Source organism: Kitasatospora sp. NPDC096204, from assembly GCF_044763205.1.
GTDB lineage: Bacteria > Actinomycetota > Actinomycetes > Streptomycetales > Streptomycetaceae > Kitasatospora.
This window is the reverse complement of record NZ_JBIWFT010000029.1, coordinates 1-24,859: the sequence shown is the minus strand read 5'-3', so window position 1 is coordinate 24,859 and position 24,859 is coordinate 1. Positions and strand designations below refer to the sequence as shown.

Here is a 24,859-nt window from a genome sequence, read left to right as displayed (position 1 = left end):
CGGCCCGCTCCCGCCAGGGCCCTCCGACCGCACCGCGCGGCGCAGCCGGAGGGCCTCCGCATGTCGTCGCCCGTCGCCGCTGCCGCTGCCGCTGCCCGCTGCCCGGTGCCGCTGCCCGGTGCCGGGATCGGGCCGGGATCGAGGCCGGGGGAGCCCTTCGGAGCGCGCCGCCGAACGATGGGTCCGGGAAGCCGCCGGTGAGAGGCGGGCGCATTCTCAGTCCTGTCCATGACAATAGTTCGCTCCGCGAGTGCGCGATGATGGAAGCGGCCCCCGGTCGCGGGCGCCGGATGGTGTGACCCGCGACACGAAGGCCATGCGTAACACTTGACGAGTAGCAGCGATGTGTCCTGAGCGGAAGCAGCTCCGGAATACTCCAACATGTCAGAATGCTGTGTTGGTCCGCGGCGCTGCTGCCGTCCTGCAAACCCAGTCCTCAAGCCCGAGTCGGTCGGAATCGACACCGCGCGTCCGACGCGCGATCTCCTTCCCCGCCCGCTCGGGCGGCCGGTACGGGTTCGAGTCCACTCATCGTCCGAGAGGTTGTTCGTGTCGGCCAGCACATCCCGTTCGCTTCCCCCCGAGATCGCCGAGTCCGCGGCTCTGCTGGCGCTCATCGAGCGGGGCAAGGCCCAGGGGCAGATCGCCGGTGACGACGTGCGCCAGGCGTTCGAGGCGGACCAGATCCCGGTCACCAAGTGGAAGAACGTCATGCGCAGCCTCAATCAGGTGCTGATTGAGGAGGGCGTGGACCTCATGGTCAGCGCGGCCGAACCGGCCGGCGCCAAGCGCAAGAGCGTTGCCGCCAAGAGCCCCACCAAGCGCACCGCCACCAAGGCTGTCACCACCCGGACCCCGTCGGCCCCGACCAAGCCGCCGGTGCGGATCGCCCCCGGCGCCCCCGTCGCGGCTCCGGCCGTCGCCGCCGCCGCGGCCCCGGCTCCCACCGTCTCCGCCGAGATCACCGCCGAAGCGACGACCGGCATCGTCACCGAGGTGAAGTCGGCCGCCAAGAAGGCCGCCCCGGCCAAGAAGGCCGCGGCCAAGAAGACCGCCGCGCCCGCCAAGAAGACCGCCGCCAAGAAGACGGCCGCCGGCAAGGGCGCCAAGGGCGACGAGGAGCTGCTCGGCGAGGAGGAGCTGCTCGAGGACGTCGCTCTGCCCGGCGACAAGACCGAGGCCGAGGGCACCGGTCCGGAGGAGGAGTCGGAGGGCTTCGTCCTCTCCGACGACGACGAGGACGACGCGCCGGCCCAGCAGGTCGCCGTCGCCGGCGCCACCGCCGACCCGGTCAAGGACTACCTGAAGCAGATCGGCAAGGTCCCGCTGCTCAACGCCGAGCAGGAGGTCGAGCTCGCCAAGCGCATCGAGGCCGGCCTGTTCGCCGAGGACAAGCTCTCGGCCGCCGACAAGCTCGCCCCGAAGCTCAAGCGCGAGCTGGAGATCATCGCCGAGGACGGCCGCCGGGCCAAGAACCACCTGCTGGAGGCCAACCTCCGCCTGGTGGTCTCGCTGGCCAAGCGCTACACCGGTCGCGGCATGCTCTTCCTGGACCTGATCCAGGAGGGCAACCTCGGTCTGATCCGTGCGGTCGAGAAGTTCGACTACACCAAGGGCTACAAGTTCTCGACCTACGCCACCTGGTGGATCCGCCAGGCGATCACCCGCGCCATGGCCGACCAGGCCCGCACCATCCGCATTCCGGTGCACATGGTCGAGGTCATCAACAAGCTGGCCCGCGTCCAGCGCCAGATGCTCCAGGACCTGGGCCGCGAGCCCACCCCGGAGGAGCTGGCCAAGGAACTCGACATGACCCCCGAGAAGGTCATCGAGGTCCAGAAGTACGGTCGCGAGCCGATCTCCCTGCACACCCCGCTGGGCGAGGACGGCGACAGCGAGTTCGGTGACCTGATCGAGGACTCCGAGGCGGTCGTCCCGGCCGACGCGGTCTCCTTCACCCTGCTCCAGGAGCAGCTGCACTCGGTGCTGGACACCCTGTCCGAGCGCGAGGCGGGCGTGGTCTCGATGCGCTTCGGCCTGACCGACGGCCAGCCGAAGACGCTGGACGAGATCGGCAAGGTGTACGGGGTCACCCGTGAGCGCATCCGCCAGATCGAGTCGAAGACCATGTCGAAGCTGCGCCACCCGTCGCGCTCCCAGGTGCTGCGCGACTACCTGGACTGATCGACGGCAGTCGTTCCACACCGTTCCACACGAAGGCCCGGAGCCGCACGGCTCCGGGCCTTCGTGGCTGTCCGGGCCAGGGTGCGTCAGCGTCCGGGTGGTGGTTGTCCCTCGTCCGGGTGGCGGGGCGGCGGGAAGCGGTCGCACCGTGTAGCCGGTCACCTACGCTGTGCCGGTTGCCTGCTTCCGAGCCTCCTGGAGTCACGGTGCCGACCGAGCCGGACCGCACTGACCTGCCGACGCCCACCCCGTTCCCGGCGGACCTCGCCGACCAGGCCGATCCGGCCGCGGTCCGGGCGGTCCGCCGCCGCAGGGCCGCCGTGCTGGCGCTGATCGCCGCGGTGCCCGTCCCGCTGGTCGCCGTCGGCACCGCGGCGCCGGCCGAGGCGCAGCGCCGGGTGGTCGGCGGGGCCGCGGCGAGTACCGCGGACCACCCGTGGATCGTGGCGCTGTCCAGTCGCCAGCAGTTCGGCAGCGGCCGTTCCGGCCAGTTCTGCGGGGGTGCGCTGGTCACCCCGACCAAGGTGGTGACGGCCGCGCACTGCTTCTACGACGAGTCCAGGGGTCGGGTGGAGCGGCCGGGCCTCAAGGTGATCGTCGGCCGGGACGACATGCGGAGCACGGCCGGCCGCGAGGTGGCGGTGCGGTCGGTCTGGATCCATCCCGACTACTCCTTCGCCGCCAACATGAACGACGTCGCGGTGCTCACCCTCGCCGAGTCCCAGGGCGCCCGGCCGGTGGTCGGACTGGTCGGCCAGGGCGAGACGGCACCCTACGCGGCCGGGACGACGACGCACGTGTACGGCTGGGGCGACACCACCGGGCGGGGTGACTACTCGCCCACGCTGCGTGAGGTGTCCGTGCCGATCGTGCCGGACCGCACCTGCGCGCAGGCCTATCCGGGCGGGCCGGACGGAAGGTTCGACGCCCGGGGCATGGTCTGCGCGGGCGAGGAGCGGGGCGGCAAGGACGCCTGCCAGGGCGACAGCGGCGGCCCTATGGTCGTCGACGGCCGGCTGGTCGGCCTGGTGTCCTGGGGGACGGGCTGTGCCGAGGCGGCCCACCCCGGCGTCTACACCAGGGTGTCCTCGGTCACGGACGCGGTGCGCTCGGTCCTGTGACCGCCAGCGGACGCGGTCTCGCGTCCGGCGCCATGGCCCTCGCGGTGGGTGAGCGGCCGATCACCTGCCGGCGCCGGAATCTGACGACGCGTCGGCTTCACCGCCCGCGCGAGCCGGGCCGCCGACGGGCCCGGAAGGCGTGCCGGGTACAGCAGAGCCGGGGGGGCGGCCCCCCCCGGGGGGGGGCCCCCCGCCCCCCACCCCGCGCCTCACTCCCCGCGCCTCACTCCCCGCGTCTCACTCCTCGCCGGAGCGGAGCGCCAACCACAGCTCCATCCGCACGTCCGTGTCGTCCAGCGACCGGCCCAGCAGCTCCTCGACCCGGCGCATCCGGTAGCGCAGCGTGTGCCGGTGCACCCCCAGGTCCGCCGCCGCCGCGTCCCACTGGCCGTGCCGGGACAACCACGCCCGCAGCGAGGCCACCAGGTCCCCGCGCGCCGTCCGGTCGTGCTCCCGCAACGGCCGCAACAGCCCCTCCGCGAAAGCCGTCACCGCGTCCTCGCCGAGCAGCGGCAACAGCGACCCCGCACCGACCTCCTCGTGGTCCACCGACCGGCGGCCGCCGCGCAGCGCCACCGCCAGCGCCCGCTCGGCCTGCGCGTGCGCCGTCCCGGCCTCCTCCAGCGCGGCCGGCGCCGAAACGCCCAGCGACAGGCCCTCGTGCTCCTCCACCGTCCCCAGACACGCCCGGTGCACCGCGCCGTTGTCCAACGCCAGCACCATCAGCCGCGGCCCGTGCGCACCGTCCTCCCGCGCCACCAGCAGCTTCTCGCCCACCCGGGCACCCGCCTGCTCGGCCCGGTCGCCCAGCTCCCCCAGCGCCTCCGCGGCATCCGTGCCCGCCGGCCCCGCCCCGGCCACCAGAACCCGTATCGTCCCCTCCGGCAGCCCCCCGAACAGCCCCACCGCCACCTGGCGGGCCGTCGCCACCTCACCGGCCAGCACCATCCGCAGCAGCGCCGCGCCCATCCGCTCCTCCGCCTGCCGCAGCTCCCGCGAGCGCTCCAGGGTGAGGGTCAGCAGCGCCACCGCCGCGTTCAGCACGTACCGCTCGGTCGGCGTGATCCGGTCCTCGGTCCCCACCGCCAGGAAACCCCGGGCCCGCCGGTCCGCCCCCAGCGACTGGACCACCACGTAGTCCTCGTCCGCCGTGTCTATCCCCGGCGCCCGCCCCTGCAAGGCCGCACTCGACGGCGCCGGCCGCCGACGCAGCCGGTCCACCTCCGCCGCCAGCCGCCCCGCCCGGCGCGCCGCCCAGTCCGGAGCCACCACCGACAGCGCGCCCGACCCGTCGTACAGCGCCGCCCAGCCCCCCAGCCGGGCCGCCAGCCGGCGCACCACCGCCGTCGTGCCGTCCTTGCCGAGCGCCGCCCTCGTCAGCTCCTCCTGCGCCTCGAAGCTGGTCGTCACCGCCTCGTACTGCTCCGCGGCCAGCGCCGCCGACACCACCTTGCTGATCGCGATGAACGGCGTCGGCTCCGGCACCCGCAGCAACGGCAGCCCACGCTGCGCCGCCGCGTCCACCAGCGGCTGCGGCACCTCCGTGTGCGACAACCCCACCCCGAGCCCCAGCCCGACCACCCCCGCGTCGGCCAACCGGTGCACGTACGCCTGCAGCTGCGCCGCCGTACGGCCCAGCTTGATACCGGTGGTGAGCAGCAGCTCGCCACCCTCAAGGAACGGCGTCGGGTCATCCAGCTCACTGGTGTGCACCCAGCGGACCGGCCGCTCCAGGTGATCCGCACCGGCGAGGACCGTCAGATGGAGCGACGTGTTACGGACGACGGAGGCGAGTGTGGGGGGCATGGCACCTTCGGGGGATCGACCTGACCGCGCCGTTGCGGCCGGGCGAGGAGAGGGACGTGGGACTGGTGAGGGTCTCTCCCCTTCATTATGGACGCCCCGGACAACCCGCACTGCCGAATCCACCTCGAAGGCGACTTCCCCGCCGGCCCGCCATCAGCCCCTGAGGTCCACCAACAACGGCGGCACCTGCTCCCCCGACACCGCCGTCAACGACACCACCGCATGCCCCGCCGGCAACGCGTGCGCCAGATCCGACGGCGACCACCGCAGCCGCTCCACGTCCCGCGTCGTCACCGACTCCGTCTGCGCCGTCGTCCCCGACAACGCCTTCCGCCCGATCCGACCGGCGCGCCTTATCACGCCTCCGGAGGTGTCGGGGGTGTGGGTGACTTCCGTCTCGTGGACGACGTGTGTACCCCACGCCTCCGAGAAGAACTTCCCGTCCCACGGGGCGATACCGGGGAAGACCATCCGACAGCCCACCGCCCCAAACAACGGAGTCCTCAGCGATTCCGGCAGGTCCATCAGGGTGCGGAGCAGCAGCACCGCACCTGCGTTGGCGCCCCGCATCCGCTGGAGGCCCCGAACAGTATTCGCGTCCAGGGCGGCGGACGCATCGTCAACCACCAGTCCGGCGAACAGCGAACGATCCTCGCGGGCAGCTGCCGCCACGACGAACTGTCCCACCACGAGACGGGAGAGGATCCGTGCGGCCTCCGGATGGCTTCGTTCGGGCAGCTTCACCCGTACCCGGAGCGGATGGTCGAGCGCGCGCATGGCAAAGGGCAGACGGCCCGTGCCGTCCGTTGCGAAGGCCCCCTCGAAAGCCGGGCGGTCGAGCAGTGCCAAGCGGTCCGCAAGAAGGATCCCCGGATCGTCGGCGCGCTCCTGCTGTCGCTGCCGGTACTCCAGATCCCGCTCGTACACCGACAACCGGCCTGTTGCTCGAAGGGCTTTGACGAGCGGTTCCATCACGTCCGGTTCCCCGGAGAGCAGGGCCCGCAGCTCACGGACTCCCGGGTAGCGCCCATAGGCGGTGTTGAACGGTCCGACCACCTGTTGAAGCGTCGTTCGGGCGCTCTCCGCGCGCGCTATCAACTCGTCCGGCAGCAACGCGTCCGAGAGTCTGGCGGCTGCCTCATCGGGATCCTGCGACGCGCCGTAAAGGTCCAGTCCGTAGACCGAACCCGGCTCGCCCGGTGCGATCACCACGTCGTACCAGTCGTCCGGGCCGAGGTCAGCGTCAGCTGCACCGACTACCACGACGCACGCCGTCCCGGCCAGCGTCTGAAGACACAGAGCCTCCGTGACGGGGCGGGCAAGTCGAGTCGTCTTGCCGGTTCCGGCAGGGCCGACAGCCAACAGCGACGTCCCCAGCACCGCCGGGTCCAGCGCGAATCCGGTCGATCGGTGGCCGTGCGGGTTCTTCACCACGTCCTGCGTCATGCCGAGCCGCACTTGCTGCAGCAACAGGTCGTGCCTTGCCCTCCTGGTCGCCAGGTCCCGGGCCTCCGAGGGGTGCGAAAAGGCCGCAGCGCCCCGTGCGAGCACCTGGTTGACAAAGGCCGGGAGGAAGGTCGCGTCGGCTTGGGCGGACTCCCACGCTCTCTGGATCCGAACGTAGTCGACGTCCCCAGCCTTCGCGCGGTCGAGTTTCTCTGCCGCTGCCAACGCTCCACTCGACCGCTGGGCAAACCACGGGTCGGCAACGGGCGACGGCTCGAGGCTGCCGACCGCCCTGACCGGGGCGGTCTCTTCATGGGTGATGGCCCGAGCAAGGACTGGAGCAATGTTCTTCCGCCACCCGGAACGCGTGAGGAACCGGCGACCAACCTCGCGCCACCGACCCGTTCGCCAGAACACCGCCGCCGCGCAACTGATGGTGATCAAGTTGATGAGGATCTGGACAGTGTTGAACTGCTCCGGCGACGTCCCAGCGAACCATCCGAGGAGGCCCACCAGCCAGACGAGCACGAACGTGCCGACGTAGTAGGTCGCGACGCTTGCGACAAGGTTCAGAGCGGCACGCCACAGCAACTGCCCGGTAGGGACCTTCGCTTCCTCCGCCTCGGTGGGATCAGTCCACTTGTAGCCCTGGCGAAAGATCCCGGGAGCCGCCTCCGGCCGGGGAATCGCCACCCACGCCGGGAGGTCGAAGGCCCCGTCCGGGCCTGTGCCCGGGCGTTGGTGGGGCAGGGGGGTCGGGGGTCTGGTGGTGGTGTGCTCGCCGTGGTGGTGTGCCCCGTCCTGTGCCATGTACGGCCCCGCTCCCTCGCCCGCCCCGGCCCGACCGCCGTCGGTGCCGCCATACCCATGCCGCCGTACCGGCGACACGCCCGCGCTCAGGGTAGTGGAGCGTGGCCTGCGGGTAGTCGCGCCACCCGCGCTGGCCGTGCCGGACAAGTCGGACGGCGCACTGCTACCGAGTGGCGCGTGCCGGGGCAGGGAGGGCGGCCGTAGCCTGCGAAGCACCGAGCCGAGAAGTCTGGAGAAACCCCATGAGCGCCGCAACGCCGCTCCCGCAGGAGCGCCGCCTGGTCACCGCGATCCCCGGTCCGAAGTCGCAGGAGCTGCACGCCCGCAAGCTGGGTGCGGTGGCGGCCGGTGTCGGCACCACCCTGCCGGTGTACGTGTCCCGTGCCAACGGCGGCGTGCTGGAGGACGTGGACGGCAACTCGCTGATCGACTTCGGTTCCGGCATCGCCGTGACGAACGTCGGCAACAGCGCCGAGGCCGTGGTGGCGAAGACGACCGAGCAGCTGGCCGCCTTCACCCACACCTGCTTCATGGTGACCCCGTACGAGGGTTACGTGGCCGTCGCCGAGCAGCTGAACGAGCTGACCCCGGGTGACCACGAGAAGCGCACCGCGCTGTTCAACTCGGGTTCCGAGGCCGTCGAGAACGCGGTGAAGATCGCCCGCGCCTACACCAAGCGCCAGGCCATCGTGGTGTTCGACCACGGTTACCACGGCCGCACCAACCTGACCCTGGCGCTGACGGCGAAGAACATGCCGTACAAGCAGGGCTTCGGCCCGTTCGCCCCCGAGGTCTACCGGGTGCCGGTCGCCTACCCGTACCGCTGGCTGACCGGTGCGGAGAACGCCGCCACCGAGGCCGCCGCCCAGGCGATCGACACCATCAACAAGCAGATCGGCGCCGAGAACGTCGCCGCGATCATCATCGAGCCGATCCAGGGTGAGGGCGGCTTCATCGAGCCGGCCAAGGGCTTCCTGCCGGCGATCGTGGAGTTCGCGAAGGCGAACGGCATCGTGTTCGTCGCGGACGAGATCCAGACCGGCTTCTGCCGCACCGGCCAGTGGTTCGCGTGTGAGGACGAGGGCATCGTCCCGGACCTGATCACCACCGCCAAGGGCATCGCGGGCGGTCTGCCGCTGTCGGCGCTGACCGGCCGCGCCGAGATCATGGACGCCGCGCAGACCGGTGGCCTGGGTGGCACCTACGGTGGCAACCCGGTGGCCTGTGCCGCCGCGCTGGGCGCCATCGAGACGATGAAGGAGCAGGACCTCAACGGCAAGGCGCAGCGGATCGGCGAGATCATGCTGGGCCGCCTGCGGGCCATGCAGGAGAAGTACGAGATCATCGGTGAGGTCCGCGGCCGCGGCGCGATGATCGCCGTCGAGCTGGTGAAGCCGGGCGGCAAGGAGCCGAACGCGGAGGTCACCGCGGCCATCGCCAAGGCCTGCCACGCCGAGGGCCTGGTCGTGCTGACCGCCGGCACCTACGGCAACGTGCTGCGCTTCCTGCCGCCGCTGGTCATGCCGGAGCACCTGCTGAACGAGGGTCTGGACATCCTGGAGGGCGCGTTCGCCGCCCTCTGAGCGGTGTCGCCCGTCAGGTCGTGAACCCCCTTCCGGAGGGTTGTCCGGACAGCGCTGAACGGCCCGTGGGGACCTCTGGTCCGCACGGGCCGTTCGGTTTCCGTGTGCACGCCGCGCACAGTGCGCTCGGTGCACACGGCCGCACGGTGCGCTCGGTGCGCACGGCCGCACGGTGCGCGCACCGCGGGCGGTCCGGGGATGATCGACGGAGGGCCCCGGGGGCTGCCCGGCGCAGGGTGAAGATGATGTGCGGAATCGCTGTAGGCGCTCGGCGCGGAAGGGCTGTTGACGTAGTGTCATCGCAGATGGACAGCGAGCCTCAGCCGTCGGCGCGGCCGTCCGCGGGGCCTCTTCGGGGGCTGGTTCCGCGGGTGCCGCACGAGGACGACCAGGCCGGCCCGGGAGGGTCGGCGCCCACTGAAGGCCGATCGACCGACCGTCCGACCCACACCCCCCGGGGCGCGCGGAACGGCGATCATCAGAGCCGCCCCGGAGCTTCCCCCCCTGCTCCGGGGCGGCTGTCCGCTGTTACGGGCCGGGCGGCGCGGTCGGTGGCCGTGCCGGTGGTGGCCGCGGTGCTGCTGGTGGTGGTGTCCTGGCAGGTCGCGGCGGGCGGGCCGCTGCTCGGCGTGGACCGGTCGGTCCGCCGGGCCGTCCGGACGGCCCACTCGGACGTCCCGAACGCGCTGGTCGACCGGCTCGGCCACGTGCTGTCGGACCTGGGCAGTGGCGTCCCGGCGATTCCGGTGCTGCTGCTGGCCGGCGCGCTGGCGGCCTGGTGGGGGCGCCGGGCCGGGGCCGGGCGCTGGTGGCTGCCACTGCCGGTGGCGGCGCTGACGGCGGGGCTGATCCCGCTGCTGGTGGTCCCGGCGAAGGCGGTGTTCGCCCGGCCGGGTCCGCTGGGGGATCCGCTGACGGCGGGCCAGTGGGGCTGGTACCCCTCCGGGCACACCGCGACCGCGACGATCTCGTACGGGGTGGCGGCGCTGCTGCTGGCCCGGGTAGCGGGGCCGCGCGCCGCCCGGTGGTCGGCGGTGGGTGCGGCGCTGTTGTCGCTCGGGGTGGGTGCGGGGCTGGTGTGGAGCGACTTCCACTGGCTGCTGGACGTGGTGGCGAGTTGGTGCCTGGCCGTCCTGGTGCTGTGGTCGCTCGCCCGGTGGCTGCCGCGGCCGGGTGCCGGGGGGCGTCAGGCCTCGGGGTCCTCGTTGCGGTGAACCAGGCCGGGTTCGCCGTTGTCGCGGTGCCACTCGATGACGAGTTCGTCGCGGGCGCCGAAGCGGACCAGGTGGCGGCCGACGACGTCCTCCAGGCCGGGCAGGTTCTCGCGCTCGCCCTCGACGGTGAGCAGCAGCGCGTCAGCCTGCGCCTCCAGGGTGGCGGTGCCGGCGCCGAAGACCATCGTGCCGCGGCCGGTCTCCTCGGAGTAGGCGGCTTCGATCTTGCGCCCCATGTGGGCGGTGAGCTGCTTGGCGTAACGGCCCGGGCGGTCGGTGGCGACGCGGGCTTCGGAGCGGGGCATGGGCCCTCCAGGATCGGGGAGGGGAACTTAGGGTCCCCTCACTTGGGACTACGCTAACCCAGATACTGAGCTAGGCTCAACATATTTCCGCGATCGCCCTCCGCCGCCGGCCGCGGGCTCCGCACCGACGGCTACCCTGGGGCGGACGCCAGCCGAGGAGACCGCCGATGACCACCACGCCGACCGACGAACCGGCGGAACCCTCCCCCGGCCCCCAGCCCGGCACACCGGGCGCGGCAGCCGAGCTGGCCGACGCGATGACCAGGGCGATCAAGCGGATCCGCCGTCAGACCGGCTGGCGACTGGAGCCGTACGGCATCACCCCCGGCCAGGCCCGGGCGCTGCGCACGCTCGCCCACGTGCCCGGCTGCGAGTCGCCGGACCGCGCGATGCGGCTGAGCGACCTCGCCGACAAGCTGCACATCGCCCCGCGTTCGGCGACCACCGTGGTCGACGCGCTGGAGGAGGCCGGCCTGGTCGAGCGCAGCCCCGACCCGGCCGACCGGCGGGCGGTGCGGATCCTGCTGACCGAGGCGGGCCGGGCGGCGGTGGAGCGGATCGGGCAGGTCCGGGACGAGGTGGCCCAGGAGTACTTCGGCGAGGTCAGCCCCGCCGACGAGGAGGTGCTGCTGCGGGTGCTGCGCTCCGCCGAGGCCCGCTTCCTGGAGGCCGGGCCGCCCCGGCGGTAGCTACGGCACGTCCTGCCGGTCGTTCCCGGATCCCGGTCCGAGCCGATCGACGCGACGGGCCCTGGGCCCCGGCCGCAGCGCGGTGATCCCGATCCCGGCGATGACCAGCAGCGCGGCCACGGCGGCCGTCGGGCTGATCCGCTCGCCGAGCAGCAGCCAGGCCGAGGACATCCCGAACACCGGCACCAGCAGCGAGTAGGGCGCGACGGCGGTCGCGTCGTAGCTGCGCAGCAGGAAGCTCCAGGCGACGAAGCCGAGCAGGGTGGAGACCAGCCCGACGTAGGCGATCGCCCCCAGCCCGGCCGGGGTGATGTCGCGCAGGGCGCGCAGGTCCGCCTCCGGGCCCTCGACCAGCAGGGACAGGGCCAACAGCGGCAGCGGCGGAACGGCGCTGACCCAGACCATCCAGCGCAGCGCGTCCGGCGGCGCGGCCTTGCGGGTCAGCACGTTGGCCAGGCCCCAGGCGACGGCGGCCAGGACGACCAGGACGAAGGCTACGAGCGGGCCGCCGGCGCCCTGGTCCCAGGCGCTCAGGGCGATGCCGGCGAAGGCGACCGCCAGACCCGCCAGCCGCTGTCGGCCGGGGCGTTCGCGCAGCAGCACGGCGGCGAACAGCGCGGTGAAGCCGGCCTGACCCTGGAGCACCAGGGAGGAGAGCCCGGCCGGCATCCCGGCGTGCATGCCGAGGAAGAGCAGCCCGAACTTGACCACGCCGAGGACCGCGCCGACCGCCACGACCCAGCGCCAGGCCACCCTGGGCGGGCCGACGAAGAAGACCGCAGGCACCGCGACGACGGCGAACCGCAGGGCGCAGAAGAGCAGCGGCGGGAAGCTGTCCAGGCCGACGTGGATCAGGACGAAGTTGAGGCCCCAGACGGCGGCCACCAGGACGGCCAGGGCGATGTGGCGCGGGCTCATGCCGCCCCGGCTGCCGTTGCCTCCCGTGCCGCCCGTACGTCCCGTGCTGCCTGTGCTGCCCGTAGTGCCTGTGCTGGGCCGGCCGCTCGGGGCGGCGGCGGTTGTCGCGGTCATGGGTCGAGCATGGTGGCGCCGGACCGTGTAGCACCAGCGATGAATACTGAAGAAGACACTTTAGGATCACTGCATGATGGACCTGGGGCGCCTGCGGGCGCTGCACGCGGTGGCGGTGCACGGCTCGGTCGGCGGGGCGGCCGCCGCACTCGGCTTCACGCCCTCCGCCGTCTCGCAGCAGATCGCCAAGCTGGAGCGGGAGACCCGGACGGTGCTGCTTGAGCGGCAGGGCCGGGGCGTGGTGCTGACCGACGCGGCGCGCGAGCTGGCCGTCACCGCGCAGACCGTGCTGGGCCTGGTGGAGCAGGCCGAGGTGCGGCTGGAGGAGCAGCGCGGCCAGGCCGTCGGGCGGCTGCTGGTGGCCGCGTTCGCGTCCGGTGCCCGCGGCCTGATGCCCGGGGCGCTGGCCGATCTGCGCCGGCGCTGCCCGGAGCTGGACGTCCGGCTGCTGGAGCGCGACCCGTACCCGGCGGCCGAGCTGGTGGCCCGCGGCGAGGTGGACCTGGCGCTGGTGCAGGACTGGCCGACCGTGCCGCTGCCGGTGCAGGACGGGGTGTCCCGGATGGACCTCGGCACGGACCCGGTGGACCTGCTGCTGCCCGCCGGCGACGCGCTGGCCGCGCTCGACCCGGTGCCGGTGGAGCGCCTGTGCGGGCAGCGCTGGATCAGCGTGCCGCCGGGCAACATCTGCCACGACTGGCTGGTCCGCACCCTGCGCGAGGCCGGTGAGGAGCCGGACGTGCGCTACCAGGTCGGGGAGTTCGAGACTCAGATCGCGCTGGTCGCGGCCGGGCTGGGGATGGGTCTGGTGCCGCGGCTCGGACGGGGCCCGCTGCCGCCGGGGGTGACGGCCCGCCGGGTGACGCCGGAGCCGAGCCGCCGGGTGTTCGCGCTCTGGCGCTCCCGGGCCTCCCGGCGGCCGGCCATCACCGAGGCGTTGGCGTCGATGCGGGAGTGCTGGGGGCGGCTTCCGGTCTGAGGGCCGCCGTGTCCGGGTACGCGGCGAACGGTCCGGGCCCGAGCCTCGGATCCGGATGCGTGTCCGGACGCGTGTCCGGACACGTACCGGGCTTCTGACGGGCCTCGTACGGGCGTCGCACGGGTTCAGCCGGCGAGGCCGATCACCAGCCACATGAAGCCGACCCCGGCCACGGTGCAGAGCAGGGTGCTGCGCGAGGGGTGCGGGCTGTGCGCCTCGGGGAGGATGTCGGAGGTCGCCAGGTAGAGCAGGAAGCCGGAGAAGAAGCCCAGGTAGAGGCCGAGCAGGTGCCCCGGGATGGTGAACGCCAGGGTGATCGCCGCGCCGGACACCGGGGCCAGCGCGTCCGCGGCGAGCAGGGTCAGCGCCCGCCGTCGGTTGTTCCCGTACAGCCGGGTGATCGTGTACGTGTTGAAGCCGTCGGCGAAGTCGTGCGCGACCACCGCGATGGCCACCACGGTGCCGACCGTGGTGCCGGCCTGGAAGGCGGCGCCGATCGCGAAGCCGTCCATCACGCTGTGTCCGACCAGGGCCAGCGCGGCGGTCAGCCCGATGCCCTGGCGCCCGGCGGAGTGGGCGTGCCCGTGGTGGCCGTGGGAGTGCGCGGCGTACTCGCCCTCGTGGCCGCGGTGGATGGCGACCGCGCGCTCGACCACGTGGATGGTGAGGAAGCCGGCCGCGAACATCAGCAGCGCCTGCGGCACGCCGTGCACCTCGCCCGGCGCCTGGTGGAGCGCCTCGGGCAGCAGGTCGAAGGCGACCACGCCAAGCATCAGTCCGGCGGCGAAGCCGAGCACCAGGTGGCGGCGGTCGCGGGTCCGCTGGGCGACGAAACCGCCGATCAGGGTCATCAGGAACGCCGCGGCGGCGACGAGTACCGCGGTCATCGGGCCGGCTCCGCCGCCGGTCCGGCCTGGCGGCCGGGGCCTTCACCGGGTGGTCCGCCGAGTGCTCTGCCCATTCCTCTCCCCCTGGGATCCGCCCGTGGCCGGGCCGATCGCCGACCGTACCGGACGCCCGTTCGACGGTGATCACCCGGGGTGCCGGGGCGCGGTCGGAAGCCGTCCCCCCAGCGTCGGCCCGGGCCTGCCGGGACGCCTGCCGGACCCGCCACCGGGCGGGCCGTCGGAGTGAGTCCGCTTGCCGGGGCGAGGGGCCGGTCAGGTACCGATGGCGAGCGGCAGACCGAGGTGGGTGTGGGCGAGTTCGCGGACGCCTTCGCCGTCGATCAGGTGGATGTGCCGGTGGCCCTCCTCGGCGGTGAGGTCCAGCACCTCCTCGGTGAACCGGCCGGTGGTCAGCCGCAGGCCGCGCTCGGCGGACTCCTCGCCGACCGCCTCGGCCAGGGTCTCGATCTGCTCGGCGCCGACCGACGCGGTGTCCCGGGAGGCCCAGACCACCCAGCGGCCGGGCAGCGCGGTGCCGGGCGCGCCCTCGCCGGTGGCGACCAGCCCCGCCGGACCGCGCAGCCGGACGCTCCACTGGGCCATCCCGCCGCGGGTCAGCAGGTCCCGCACCAGCTGGGCGAACTCGTTGGCGGACAGGTCGGCGGCGGCCGGCACGGCGGCCCCGGCCTGGGCGGCCGGCCGGACACCGGCCCGGTCGTACGGGTCCGGGGTGACGGCGGCGCCGAGCTGACGCAGCCGCACCAGGGCCTCGTCCTGCTCGGCGTCGGCGTAGACGCCCTCGTCGTCGCGCTCCTCGTACGGGGTGCCCGGCGGCAGCAGCCGGGTGCGGGCCAACGCGTCCCGGTCGGCGTCCACGCTGACCAGGCAGATCGGCTCCGCCGTGGCGGGATCGCGCAGCCAGCCGTTGAGGACGACGCCGGCGAGTATCTCGTCGGTGTCGACGGCGTCGGCCGCCTGCAGGGCGCGCAGGGCCAGCCGGGCGACCAGCCGCAGGTAGTCGGTGGCCCGGTCCGCGGTCGGGCGCGGCACCGGGAGGATGTCGCCGTCCGGGGCGGGCCGGTAGCCGGTGAGCGAGGGCACCAGGTCGAGCGCCGGCAGGTCGAGGTCCAGCACGGCGGTGCGGGTGAGCGGGCGGAAGACCGCCCGGCAGGGGGTGGGCAGGTCCTGGGTGGCGGTCTCGGCGGCGGCCAGCGCCCGTTCCAGCAGCGACTCCACGGCGGCCGGCTCGGCCAGCCGGTAGGCCCTCCGACACTCCTCCAGGCTCTCGTTGTACTCGCGGACGGCGCGGGCCCGGGCCTGCTCGGCCGCCTCGTGGGCGCGCCGGGACTCGTCGGCTGCCGGGCTGCCGGCCTCGGCCCGGCGGGTGCGCCACTCGCGCAGGGCGCGCTGGTGGGTGAGCCGCGCCTGGGCCAGTTCACGCTGGTAGCCGGAGTCGAGCAGCCGGCGGGACGGGCCGCTCTCCGGGTCGGCCGCGGGCGGCTCGGCGGGCGCGAAGTCCTCCCAGCGGGGCTCGGCCCCGTCGTCGGAGCCGGGGCCGTCGGCCGGGTAGGGGCGGGGCTGGTAGTGGCGCAGCTGGCTCTCGAAGTCCATGGCCGAGACGGGCAGCGCGGCCCGCCGCAGGAGGTCGGCCAGCCGGTCGTGGTCGGCCTGGACGGCGCGCGTGCGGTGGTGGGCCAGGGCGGCGGCCCGGGCTTGGGCCGCCACGGCCTCGTCCGGGTCAACCTCACCGGAGGCGGACCCTGAGCCGGGACCCGCGCCGGGACCGGGGCCGGGACCGGGGCCTGGGTGGCCGGGGCTCCGGTCGGTTCCCTGGCCGGCGGACCCGGGGCCGGCGGGGGCCGGCTCGGACGGGTGCTCACCGGACGGGTGCTCACCGGACGGGCCGTCACCGGCCGCGCCGCCGTCGGGGCGGCCGGTGACGGCGCCGTCCGGTGCCGGACCCTCCGCGGCGCCGAGGTCACGGAAGACCGAGGCGAGGAAGCCCGGTCGGGGGAACTGGACGGTGGCGGTTCCGTCGGACTGGCCGTCTGCTGAGTACTGCATCGGTCGTCGTTCCCCCATGCTCGTCCGGCTCCTGCCCGGGGCGGTCGGCGAGCCTGTGGACCCGCTCCTGCCGGACATTGTCCCCCGAACGGGCGCAGCGGTCAGCCAAGCCGCTCAGTTGGTCCGGGTGTTGGTCAGGTGCAGACCGATGTAGCCGACGTAGATCCGGCCGCTGCCGGAGCAGTCGTCCAGGTAGTGCAGCCGCGGCGCGGTGCGGCCACCGCCGATCCGCAGGTGCGCGCCCATGAACGCGCGCCGGGAGGAGTCGACGCATTCCGGCACCGGCAGCATCCGCTCGCGCTTCCACTTGGTGTGGCTGAACACCGTCCTGGACTCCCCGCGGACCGCCTTGCGGGGCGGGAAACGGCGACAGCCCTCAGGGGTCCGCTCGCACCACTGCTTGAAGTCCCCGCCGGCCGCACCGCGCACGGCCGCCTCGGCGTACTCCTGGAGGGCGGTCAGCCCGTCCCAGGCGAGCCGGGCCCAGCCCGCGCCCGCGCACTGGAGCCCGTCCAGGGCGAGCGCGCTCTTCTGGTCACCGGTGAAGGTCACCAGCGGGAACTCTCCCAGTCTGGCCATGAGTTCGGTGAAGGTATCGGGCACGCCGCCGAGGTCGGGAGGCTGGGCGGTGGGGTGCGGCGCCCCGGCGGCCGGCCCGCCGCCCGGTGCGACGCAGTGGCGCCCGGTCAGGGCGCGGGCTCCGGAGCGGAGGCGGCCCTCCCGGATGTCCCGCCCGTCGCGGCCCTCCCGGCCCTGGCCGTGCTCGCGGTGGTCGCGGCGCTCCAGGCGCGGGGTGTGCCGGACCGGCTCCGACTCGTCGGCCCTGGCCTGCCGTCCGACGCGGTCCCGCTGCTCCTCGCGGACGAGCACGGCCGGTTCGGAGCCCCAGGACGGGACGGCCCCGCCCACGGTCCGTACGGTGACCTGCCCTGCGGCGCGCTCGGCCGCCGGCTCGGTCACCGGCTCGACGGCCGGGTCGACGGCCTGCTCCGCCGGCCGGCGGAGCTGCGGCGGCGGGACGCGCAGCACCGGGACGGCCGCCAGTGGCGGTGGCAGTGGCCGCTCGGCGGCCAGGCGGCGCGGCTCGCGGGCGAGCAGCCCGGCGGCGCGGCGCAGATCCTCCTCTATTCGGCTCCGGGCGAGTACCGGATGTCGGGCGCTGTCCTGCCGGGAGGCCGGGTCGACCTCGGGCAGGTAGGTGCGCACCGCGCCGCCGTAGACGGTGTGGTACTCCAGCGCGACGTTGAATCCGGTGCGGGCGCCGGGGTCCAGCACGTAGGCGGTGGCGAGGCCGGGCAGTTGCTGGCAGAGCGGGGCCACCACGTCCTGCACCCAGCGGTCGAGCGGGAGGTTCACCGGGACGCTGGCCACCACCGTCGGCAGCCTGCGTTCGGGATCGCACAGCTCGTCGATCAGGGCGTCCACCTCGTCGGCCGTGATCAGCCGGGGTGCGGAGTGGACGGCGGCCGGGCCGTCGGTGGCGTCGAGCAGCGGGAGGAGCGAGCGGGCGAGTTCGGGCACCGGCACCCGGCACGGGGTGCGCACGCCGCTGCCGGTGTTGTGGGTCTCGGCCTCCAGCCGCACCCAGGTGGGGCCGTCGGGAGCGGTGGCCACGGTGAGGGTGAGCTGCTGGGTGCCGTGCGGGGCCGGGGTGCGCAGACGGCGGCGGTCGTAACGGCCGGTGCCAGGACCGCCGCTCAGGGGCCCCTGGTCGCGGTCGAGCAGGACGCGCTCGCCCAGGCGGAGGCGCTCGGTGCCGGAAGCCGGTTCGGCGCTCCGCCCGACGGGGGCGTGGTGGACCGGTGGGGGCTCCTCGAAGCCCTCCTGCTTCAGCCAGTCCGCCAGTTGTTCGTCGGCCAGGGCGACGGCATCGGCGTGCGTGAGGGCCGTGGTGACCGTCATCCGGTAGGGCGTCGCCGGACCACGGGGGCCGGGCAGGTCCGCGGCGGTGTGCGAGCGGACGCGGTTCGGGGCGGGGCGGTTGGCGATCGGATGGTTCGAGGTCGGATGGGTCGACGCCGGGTGGGTCGAGGTCGGATGGTTCAAAGTCGGGCGGCCGGGGGCCGGGCGGTCGGAGGTCGGAGTCGTCGCGAACGGGGGATTCGAGGTCGAACGGTCTGAGGTCATGCGCATACCTCCGTGGTGCGGGGTGGGGTCCTGTGTCCTCCATCGATGGTTTCGTCCGGTTCTGCCGGAACCTTGCCCAGGAAACGCCACGGCCCGGAGCGGAAGTTCCAACTCCGGGCTACGACACTACGTTCGGGTGAATCTGCTCAAGCGGTCTTCCGCGTGGCGCGGGGCCGGGGCTACAAGAGACGGCCGGTCAGGGGCAGGCCCTGGCCGCCCGACGGCTCCTGAGACCCGCCGGCCCCACGAGGTGCCGCCCGCCCCGTCGGTCAGACCGGCACCTCGACGTAGGTGCGGCCGGCCGGGACCGCCGCCGTGGTGCCACCGGTCGCCTCGGCCAGCCAGGTGTGGAAGTCCGCCACGTCCGGCTCCGGCACGCCCACCTCGATCCGCACCCCGGTGGCCTCGTAGGCCAGGTCGCTCACCGTGTACCCGGCCGCCCGCAGGTCGTTCTCCACCCGCCCGGCCCGGACGTGGTCCACCGTCACCGCGAGCAGCGCGACCGGCCGGCGCTCCAACAGGCCGATCTCGTCCACCGCCTCCGACACCGAGTTCCCGTACGCCCGCACCAGGCCGCCCGCGCCGAGCTTGATCCCGCCGAAGTACCGGGTGACCACGGCGACGGTGTCGGTCAGCCCGCGCCGGCGCAGCACCTCCAGCATCGGCACCCCGGCCGTGCCGCCGGGTTCGCCGTCGTCGCTGGAGCGCTCGCGGCGCTGCTCGTCGCCGACCACGAAGGCGGTGCAGTTGTGCCGGGCGTCCCAGTACTGCTTGCGGATGCCGGCGATGAAGGCCTGCGCCTCCTCCTCGTCGGCGACCCGGGCGAGGTGGCAGATGAACCGGGACTTCTTGATCTCGGTCTCGTGGCTGCCGGCCCGCCGGATGGTGAGGTACGGCCTGGCGGTGGGCTCCGGCGTGGCGGACATGGTGTGGGGGTCCTCCCGAGGACGGCGAAGGCTGACGGCGCGCGCTCCGGCGCACCGGGGCGGCACCGCCAGCCTAGTGGCGTCCGACGGGAGGGACCGGCGGCCGACTGCCGACGCTTCAGCGGCCGGCCAGCGCGTTCAGCCGCTCGCGGTCCAGGCCGGTCAGCGCGGTGACCTCGGCGAGGTCGACGGCCCCGCAGTCCAGGCCGCGCACCAGGTAGCCGCTCAGCGCCCGGGCGGTGGCCGGCTCGTCCATCACGGCGCCGCCCGTCTTCGCGATGTACGCGGCCAGCCGGGCCGCCGCAGCCGCCAGGCCCTCGCGGTAGAAGGAGTAGACGGCGACGTAGCGGGTGGGCAGGTGCGCCGGGTGCATGTCCCAGCCCTGGTAGTAGGCGCGGGCCAGCGAGCGGCGGACCAGGTCGTGGTGGAGCCTCCAGGCGGCGTGCACCTGCTCGGTGGAGCCGGTCGGGACGACGTTGGTCGAGCCGTCGGAGAGCCGGACCCCGGTGCCGGCGGCCGCCACCTGCATGACCGCCTTGGCGTGGTCGGCCACGGGATGGTCCATGCTCTGGTGGGCCGCGCTGACGCCGCAGGCGGCGCTGTAGTCGAAGGTCCCGTAGTGCAGGCCGGTGGCCCGCCCCCCGGCGGCCGCGATCATCCGGGCGACGGTGGCCCGGCCGTCCGGGCCGAGGATCGCCTGGGTGGTCTCGATCTGGATCTCGAAGCCGATCCGGCCGGCGGGCAGCCCGGCCCTGCCCTCGAAGTCCTCCAGCAGCCGGACCAGCGCGGTGACCTGCTCGGCGTAGGTCACCTTGGGCAGGGTGAGCATCAGGCCGTCCGGCAGCCCGCCGGCGGCCGACAGGGTGGCCAGGAACAGTTCCAGGGTGCGGATGCCGCGGGCCCGGACGGCGGCCTCCATGCACTTGATCCGGATGCCGAGGTACGGCGGGGCGCCGCCCTCGGCCACCGTCGCGGCGACCAGCTCGGCGGCACGGACGGCGGCCTCGTCCTCCTCCGCGTCGGGGCGGGGGCCGTAGCCGTCCTCGAAGTCGATCCGCAGGTCCTCGATCGGCTCGCGCTCCAGCTTGGCGCGGACCCGGGCGTACACCTCGGCGAGCAGTTCGTCGTCCGCGACGCCGAGGGCGCGGGCAAGCTCGGCGGGGGTGGCGGCGTGGCGGTCCAGAGCCTCCAGGGCCCGGTGGCCCCACTCCCGCACGGTGTCGGCGCGGAAGGCGTCGGCCGGGACGTAGACGGTGTGCACCGGCTGCCTGGTCCCGGGCTCGCCCGGGTAACGGCGCGCCAGGTCGGCGTCGACCGGGGCGAGCAGTGCCTCCACGGCGGCGCGGGCCGCGGTGGAGAAGGAGGCCCCGTCCGTCGGCCCGGTTGCGTCGGCTCCGACCCCTGTCATCCGCGCTCCTCCATGCCGAACCTTCGCTTCAACACTTTGTTGAAGCAAAGGTAGCTCGGGCGGGATCGGGCGTCAATGACCGGCACCCGTGGCCGACCGGGCCCCGGACGGTGCCGGCTACGGTCAGTCCCTCCCGGCGGCGGCGTAGCGCTCGTTCAGCTCCGGGTACAGGTCGGCGACCTCCTTGGGGTGCACCGAACCGTCCGGGCCCTTCCCGGTGACGCCGAACTCCCTGGTCAGCCAGTCGGCGAGGCGCTGGGGGTCGGGCTGGTGACCGTAGCTGTCCATGTACGAGACGAGCGCCTCGTAAGCAAGGTCCGGGTCGAGGCGCGCGGGCACCGGAGGAACCTCGCGCTGCTCGGCGTGGACCGGCTGCTCGACGTGGGCGCGCTCGTCGGCCGAGGCCGGCTGCTCGGGCTCGGCGAGCTGCTCGGGCCGCTGCTGCGGGCCGACCGGGTGCTGCGCCTGCGGACCGGGCGCGGGCTCAGGCACGGGACCGGGGCCAGGGGCGGGGGCGGCGACGGGGGCGGAGTCGGGCTCCTCGGCGACCGGGCGCGGCGGCTTGAACCAGGGCGAGGCCTGGCCGGGCACCCGCCCGCCCGGGGCGGCGTCGGTCGGGTGGCCGGTGGTGCGGACCGGCCGGGCGGTCCAGACGTTCAGCTCCTCGCCACGCGGCTGCTGGACGGCGTCCGCCGCCTCCTCCGGCTCCTGCGCGGCTCGCAGCCGGACGGCGGCCAGCTTCGCCAGCATCGGTGCGGCGACCTCGGCGGACAACGGCGCGACGGTCGCGGGCTGCTGCGGCTGTTCGGGCTGGACCTGCTGGACCTGCTGAACCTGCGAGGCGGCCTGCTGGACGTCCTGCGGCGCCTGCTGCTGGTGCTGGGGCTGCTGGGCCTGGGCCTCGGCGGCCGGGGCGATGGCCGCGGTGGCGCGGTGCTCCTGAGGGGCCGTTCCCTGCGACTCCGGCTCCGCCGGCAGTTCGATGGCCTCGCGCTCGCGTCCCTCGTCGTCCAACCGGTCGAGCAGGGCCGGGTCCAGCGGCACGCCGAACTTGGCGAGCTTGAGCGGCAGCAGCGCCTGGATCGGCGCCGAGCGGCGCCAGCCACGGCCGTACCGGAAACGCAGTTGCGCCCGGTAGACCAGGCGGTTCTGTTCGAGTCGGATGACCTCGTCGTAGGAGCGGAGCTCCCAGAGCTTCATCCGCCGCCAGAGCCGGAAGGTCGGTACCGGGGAGAGGATCCAGCGCATCACCCGGACCGACTCCATGTGGCGGTCCGCCGTGATCGCCGCGATCCGGCCGACCGCGTGCCGCGAGGCCTCGACCACGACGACGAAGAGCACCGGGATGACGGCGTGCATCCCCATGCCGAGCGGGTCTCCCCAGGAGGCGGCCGCGTTGAAGGCGATGGTGGCGACGGTCAGCAGCCACGCGGTCTGCCGCAGCATCGGGAAGGGTATTCGCAGCCAGGTCAGCACCAGGTCGAGCGCGAGGAGCACGACGATGCCGGCGTCCACACCGATCGGGAAGGCGTAGGAGAAGGCGCCGAAGCCCTTCTCCACGGCCAGTTCGCGCACCGCGTTGTACGACCCCGCGAAACCGATGCCCGAGATGATGACGGCACCGGCCGCGACCAGGCCGAGCAGGCCCCGATGGGCCTTGGTGAGCGTTGGGCGTGCCATTACGTCTATCAACCCCTGGATGTCGGCTGCTGCCGTACGCTGCCTCGGCTGCCGAGTCCCGTTGCTCGGGCCCCCGGACGGCTGAGCAATCTCCGGGCTCGGCCCACCGGAGTTTACTCGTACACGTGTTTAAGCGTTCCCACAGCCTGGGGTGTCACAGCGGGGCGGACCGACGCCGGTCTCCGGCACCGCGCGGAGCTGCGGTGGAGGCTGGTCGGACCGTCATTGGGGATGCCCCGCCATGCCGTTGAGGTAGGCGAGCACGGCCAGCACCCGGCGGTTGGCGTCCTCGTCGGGGGCGAGTTCGAGCTTGCTGAAGATGTTGGCGATGTGCTTGGCCACCGCGCCGTCGCTCACCGACAGCCGGGCGGCGATCGCCGAGTTCGAACAGCCCTCGGCCATCAGCTCCAGCACCTCGCGCTCGCGCGGGGAGAGCCGCTGCAGCGGACCTGGCCGGCGCGAGGTGGTCTGCATCAGCTTGGCGATCACGTCCGGGTCCATGGCGGTGCCGCCGGAGGCCACCCGGCGGACCGCGTCGATGAACTGCCCGGCGTTGAACACCCGGTCCTTCAGCAGGTAGCCGATCCCTCCGGTGCCGTCGGCCAGCAACTCCCGCGCGTAGAGCTGCTGGACGTGCTGCGACAGCACCAGCACCGGCAGGCCCTCGATCTCCCGCCGGGCCTTGAGCGCCGCCTGCAGGCCCTCGTCGGTGAGCGTCGGGGGCAGCCGGACGTCGACCACGGCCACGTCCGGGCGGTGGGTCAGCAGGGCCTCCAACAGCTCGGGACCGGTCTCCACCGCCGCGGCGATGGTGAAGCCGTGCGCTTCCAGCAGCCGGATCAGGCCTTCGCGAAGGAGGTAGAGGTCCTCGGCGAGGACAACTCGCACGGCAACTCCAAGGTGATGGTGGTGGGTCCGCCCGACGTGCTGTCGATGGAGAGGACACCGTCGAAGGTACCCAATCGCTTCTCGATCCCGCGCAGCCCCGTCCCGCGCGAAGGGTCCGCCACCCCCACGCCGTCGTCCGTCACCGTGACCCGCAGGAAGCCGGCCCGGTAGAGGATGTCCACCCACACCTGCTCCGCCCCTGAGTGCTTGGCCGCGTTGGCCAGCAGCTCGCAGACGCTGAAGTACACGGCGGCCTCCACCGCGGCCGGCAGCCGGTCCGGCAGGCTCACGCACACCTCGGTGGGCAGCGCGCTGTCCAGCGCCAACAACTGGACGGCGTCGCCCAGCCCGCGCTCGGCGAGCACCGGCGGGTGAATGCCCCGCACCAGGTCCCGCAGCTCCTGGAGGGCCCGGGCGGACGACTGGCGGGCCTCGGCGAGGAGCTCCCGCGCGGCCCCCTGGTCGGTGTCCATCAGGTGCTCGATGGTGCCCAGCGTCATCCCGATCGCGACCAGCCGCGCCTGGGCGCCGTCGTGCAGATCCCGCTCGATCCGCCGCAGCTCGGCCGCCTGGTTGCCCACCGCGTCCGCCCGCGTCTCCGTCAACTCGGCCACCCGCCTGGTCAGCTGGGCATGCGACGCCCGGCCGTCCTGGTCCAGCACCCGCCGGGCCGCCTCCGCGTACATCCGCACCGCGAACGGTGCCACGAGTATCCCGACCACGATCATGGCCGTCCCGAGCACGGTGCTCAGCAGGATGGACGCCATCCGGCCGCTCAGCGGGCCGAAGTCGTTCACCGTCACCGGCCCCGACAGGATGTAGACGACGCCCAGCCCGAGCAGGACGGCCACCGGGCCGACCACGGCCGCCACGAGGAGCGGGTTCACCAGCATCCAGAGCAGCTCGGCACGGGTGGTCCGGTCCCGCAGGCCCCAGTGGACCAGCTGCGCGTACTTCGCCACCGTCCGCGAGCGGTGGTAGGTGTACCCCGTCCACCAGTGCCCCCGCCCGTCCAACTCCAGCTCCGGACGTGGAGCGTAGGTGGCCGGCAGCCGTATGCCGAACCAGCGCGCCAGCTGGCCCCGGGCGCGGTCGGCGACGCTGCGGACCAGGAAGGCCGCCACCGCCGAGCCGGCGATCGCCGCCACCAGCAGCGCCGCGAGGATCGCCGGGGAGTAGTTCTGGAGGAGCTGGGCCGTGGTCACCCCGGAGAGAACGGCTGCCGCCACCGGCAGCACCACCCCCGGCACCGCGGTCAGCAGCACCACGACCAGCCGGGTCAGAGCCTCGCCGCCGGTCTCGAAGGCTGCCCGGGCCTGCGCACGTACGGACGTGCCGCCTGTACGACTCACTGTTGTCACGGGAAGCTCCTGATGCCGGTACCGATCGTCCTCCGTCAGTCTTCACGAACCGTCCATCACCCACACTGGCCATGGCACCCCAATTCCGGGGTGGACCTAGGACCACCTACCGGTGGACAGAGTGACACCAACGAGTGAGATGGTCCGGAAATGCGAAAAGCCCCTGATCCGAATGGATCAGGGGCTTCTGTAGAAGAATTGTTCGGCGGCGTCCTACTCTCCCACAGGGTCCCCCCTGCAGTACCATCGGCGCGGTGAGGCTTAGCTTCCGGGTTCGGAATGTAACCGGGCGTTTCCCTCACGCTATGACCACCGAAACACTATGAAACTGTCAACCAGACACCCTCTA

Annotated in this window: 18 protein-coding genes and 1 rRNA gene; 6 read left to right on the top strand and 13 right to left on the bottom strand. The window is 73.5% G+C overall.

All coding sequences use genetic code 11. The annotated features are described in order from the left end of the window. The first annotated feature begins 543 nt into the window (after window positions 1-543). Both ACIQ87_RS27705 and ACIQ87_RS27700 read left to right on the top strand, forming a co-directional pair. Window positions 544-2,184, top strand: coding sequence for an RNA polymerase sigma factor (locus tag ACIQ87_RS27705; RefSeq protein ID WP_402411433.1), 1,641 nt, complete (start codon window positions 544-546; stop codon window positions 2,182-2,184). 320 nt (window positions 2,185-2,504) lie between these two features. Next, window positions 2,505-3,305, top strand: coding sequence for a S1 family peptidase (locus tag ACIQ87_RS27700; protein ID WP_402411596.1), 801 nt, complete (start codon window positions 2,505-2,507; stop codon window positions 3,303-3,305). A gap of 237 nt (window positions 3,306-3,542) precedes the next feature. Here ACIQ87_RS27700 and ACIQ87_RS27695 read toward each other — a convergent pair whose 3' ends face one another. Both ACIQ87_RS27695 and ACIQ87_RS27690 read right to left on the bottom strand, forming a co-directional pair. Then, window positions 3,543-5,111, bottom strand: a complete 1,569-nt coding sequence (locus ACIQ87_RS27695) for a PucR family transcriptional regulator (protein WP_402411430.1) — start codon at window positions 5,109-5,111, stop codon at window positions 3,543-3,545. 153 nt (window positions 5,112-5,264) lie between these two features. After that, window positions 5,265-7,367 carry an ATP-binding protein gene (locus ACIQ87_RS27690; protein WP_402411429.1) on the bottom strand — a complete coding sequence of 701 codons (2,103 nt, stop codon included), beginning with the start codon at window positions 7,365-7,367 and terminating at the stop codon, window positions 5,265-5,267. Between the two features lie 242 nt (window positions 7,368-7,609). Between ACIQ87_RS27690 and gabT the strand changes: the two genes are divergently transcribed. Continuing rightward, on the top strand, window positions 7,610-8,950 hold the full coding sequence (gene gabT / locus ACIQ87_RS27685; protein WP_392884205.1) for a 4-aminobutyrate--2-oxoglutarate transaminase: 1,341 nt from the start codon (window positions 7,610-7,612) through the stop codon (window positions 8,948-8,950). Window positions 8,951-9,501: 551 nt separating this feature from the next. Next, complete coding sequence (locus ACIQ87_RS27680; RefSeq protein ID WP_402411426.1) at window positions 9,502-10,164, top strand: phosphatase PAP2 family protein; 663 nt, start codon at window positions 9,502-9,504, stop codon at window positions 10,162-10,164. Here the strand turns inward: ACIQ87_RS27680 and ACIQ87_RS27675 are convergent. After that, window positions 10,137-10,469, bottom strand: coding sequence for a DUF2218 domain-containing protein (locus ACIQ87_RS27675; protein WP_402411423.1), 333 nt, complete (start codon window positions 10,467-10,469; stop codon window positions 10,137-10,139). The genes ACIQ87_RS27680 and ACIQ87_RS27675 overlap by 28 nt on opposite strands. A gap of 167 nt (window positions 10,470-10,636) precedes the next feature. Between ACIQ87_RS27675 and ACIQ87_RS27670 the strand changes: the two genes are divergently transcribed. After that, window positions 10,637-11,158 carry a MarR family winged helix-turn-helix transcriptional regulator gene (locus ACIQ87_RS27670; RefSeq protein WP_402411421.1) on the top strand — a complete coding sequence of 174 codons (522 nt, stop codon included), beginning with the start codon at window positions 10,637-10,639 and terminating at the stop codon, window positions 11,156-11,158. Here ACIQ87_RS27670 and ACIQ87_RS27665 read toward each other — a convergent pair whose 3' ends face one another. Beyond that, a complete protein-coding gene (locus ACIQ87_RS27665; RefSeq protein ID WP_402411419.1) occupies window positions 11,159-12,076 on the bottom strand; it encodes an EamA family transporter in 918 nt (305 codons plus the stop codon). A gap of 187 nt (window positions 12,077-12,263) precedes the next feature. On the opposite strand from ACIQ87_RS27665, the gene ACIQ87_RS27660 reads away from it, so the two are divergent. After that, the gene (locus ACIQ87_RS27660; RefSeq protein ID WP_402411416.1) at window positions 12,264-13,169 is read left to right on the top strand and encodes a LysR family transcriptional regulator; all 906 of its coding nucleotides are present in this window, start codon (window positions 12,264-12,266) and stop codon (window positions 13,167-13,169) included. A 125-nt stretch (window positions 13,170-13,294) separates the two neighbouring features. Here ACIQ87_RS27660 and ACIQ87_RS27655 read toward each other — a convergent pair whose 3' ends face one another. From ACIQ87_RS27655 to rrf, 9 genes are all read right to left on the bottom strand, one after another. Beyond that, complete coding sequence (locus ACIQ87_RS27655; protein WP_402411413.1) at window positions 13,295-14,056, bottom strand: ZIP family metal transporter; 762 nt, start codon at window positions 14,054-14,056, stop codon at window positions 13,295-13,297. Window positions 14,057-14,329: 273 nt separating this feature from the next. Beyond that, complete coding sequence (locus ACIQ87_RS27650; protein ID WP_402411411.1) at window positions 14,330-16,120, bottom strand: restriction endonuclease; 1,791 nt, start codon at window positions 16,118-16,120, stop codon at window positions 14,330-14,332. 114 nt (window positions 16,121-16,234) lie between these two features. Continuing rightward, complete coding sequence (locus ACIQ87_RS27645; RefSeq protein WP_402411409.1) at window positions 16,235-18,022, bottom strand: hypothetical protein; 1,788 nt, start codon at window positions 18,020-18,022, stop codon at window positions 16,235-16,237. Between the two features lie 494 nt (window positions 18,023-18,516). Further along, on the bottom strand, window positions 18,517-19,173 hold the full coding sequence (locus ACIQ87_RS27640) for a YigZ family protein (protein WP_402411406.1): 657 nt from the start codon (window positions 19,171-19,173) through the stop codon (window positions 18,517-18,519). Window positions 19,174-19,291: 118 nt separating this feature from the next. After that, the gene (locus ACIQ87_RS27635) at window positions 19,292-20,581 is read right to left on the bottom strand and encodes a DUF6986 family protein (RefSeq protein WP_402411403.1); all 1,290 of its coding nucleotides are present in this window, start codon (window positions 20,579-20,581) and stop codon (window positions 19,292-19,294) included. A gap of 123 nt (window positions 20,582-20,704) precedes the next feature. Next, window positions 20,705-22,261, bottom strand: coding sequence for a DUF2637 domain-containing protein (locus ACIQ87_RS27630; RefSeq protein WP_402411401.1), 1,557 nt, complete (start codon window positions 22,259-22,261; stop codon window positions 20,705-20,707). Window positions 22,262-22,483: 222 nt separating this feature from the next. Next, window positions 22,484-23,149 carry a LuxR C-terminal-related transcriptional regulator gene (locus ACIQ87_RS27625; protein ID WP_402411399.1) on the bottom strand — a complete coding sequence of 222 codons (666 nt, stop codon included), beginning with the start codon at window positions 23,147-23,149 and terminating at the stop codon, window positions 22,484-22,486. Continuing rightward, window positions 23,101-24,510, bottom strand: coding sequence for a sensor histidine kinase (locus ACIQ87_RS27620; protein ID WP_402411396.1), 1,410 nt, complete (start codon window positions 24,508-24,510; stop codon window positions 23,101-23,103). Before ACIQ87_RS27620 ends, ACIQ87_RS27625 begins: the two co-directional genes overlap by 49 nt. 200 nt (window positions 24,511-24,710) lie before the next feature. Beyond that, a 5S ribosomal RNA gene (gene rrf / locus ACIQ87_RS27615) occupies window positions 24,711-24,827 on the bottom strand. Between the last annotated feature and the right edge of the window lie 32 nt (window positions 24,828-24,859).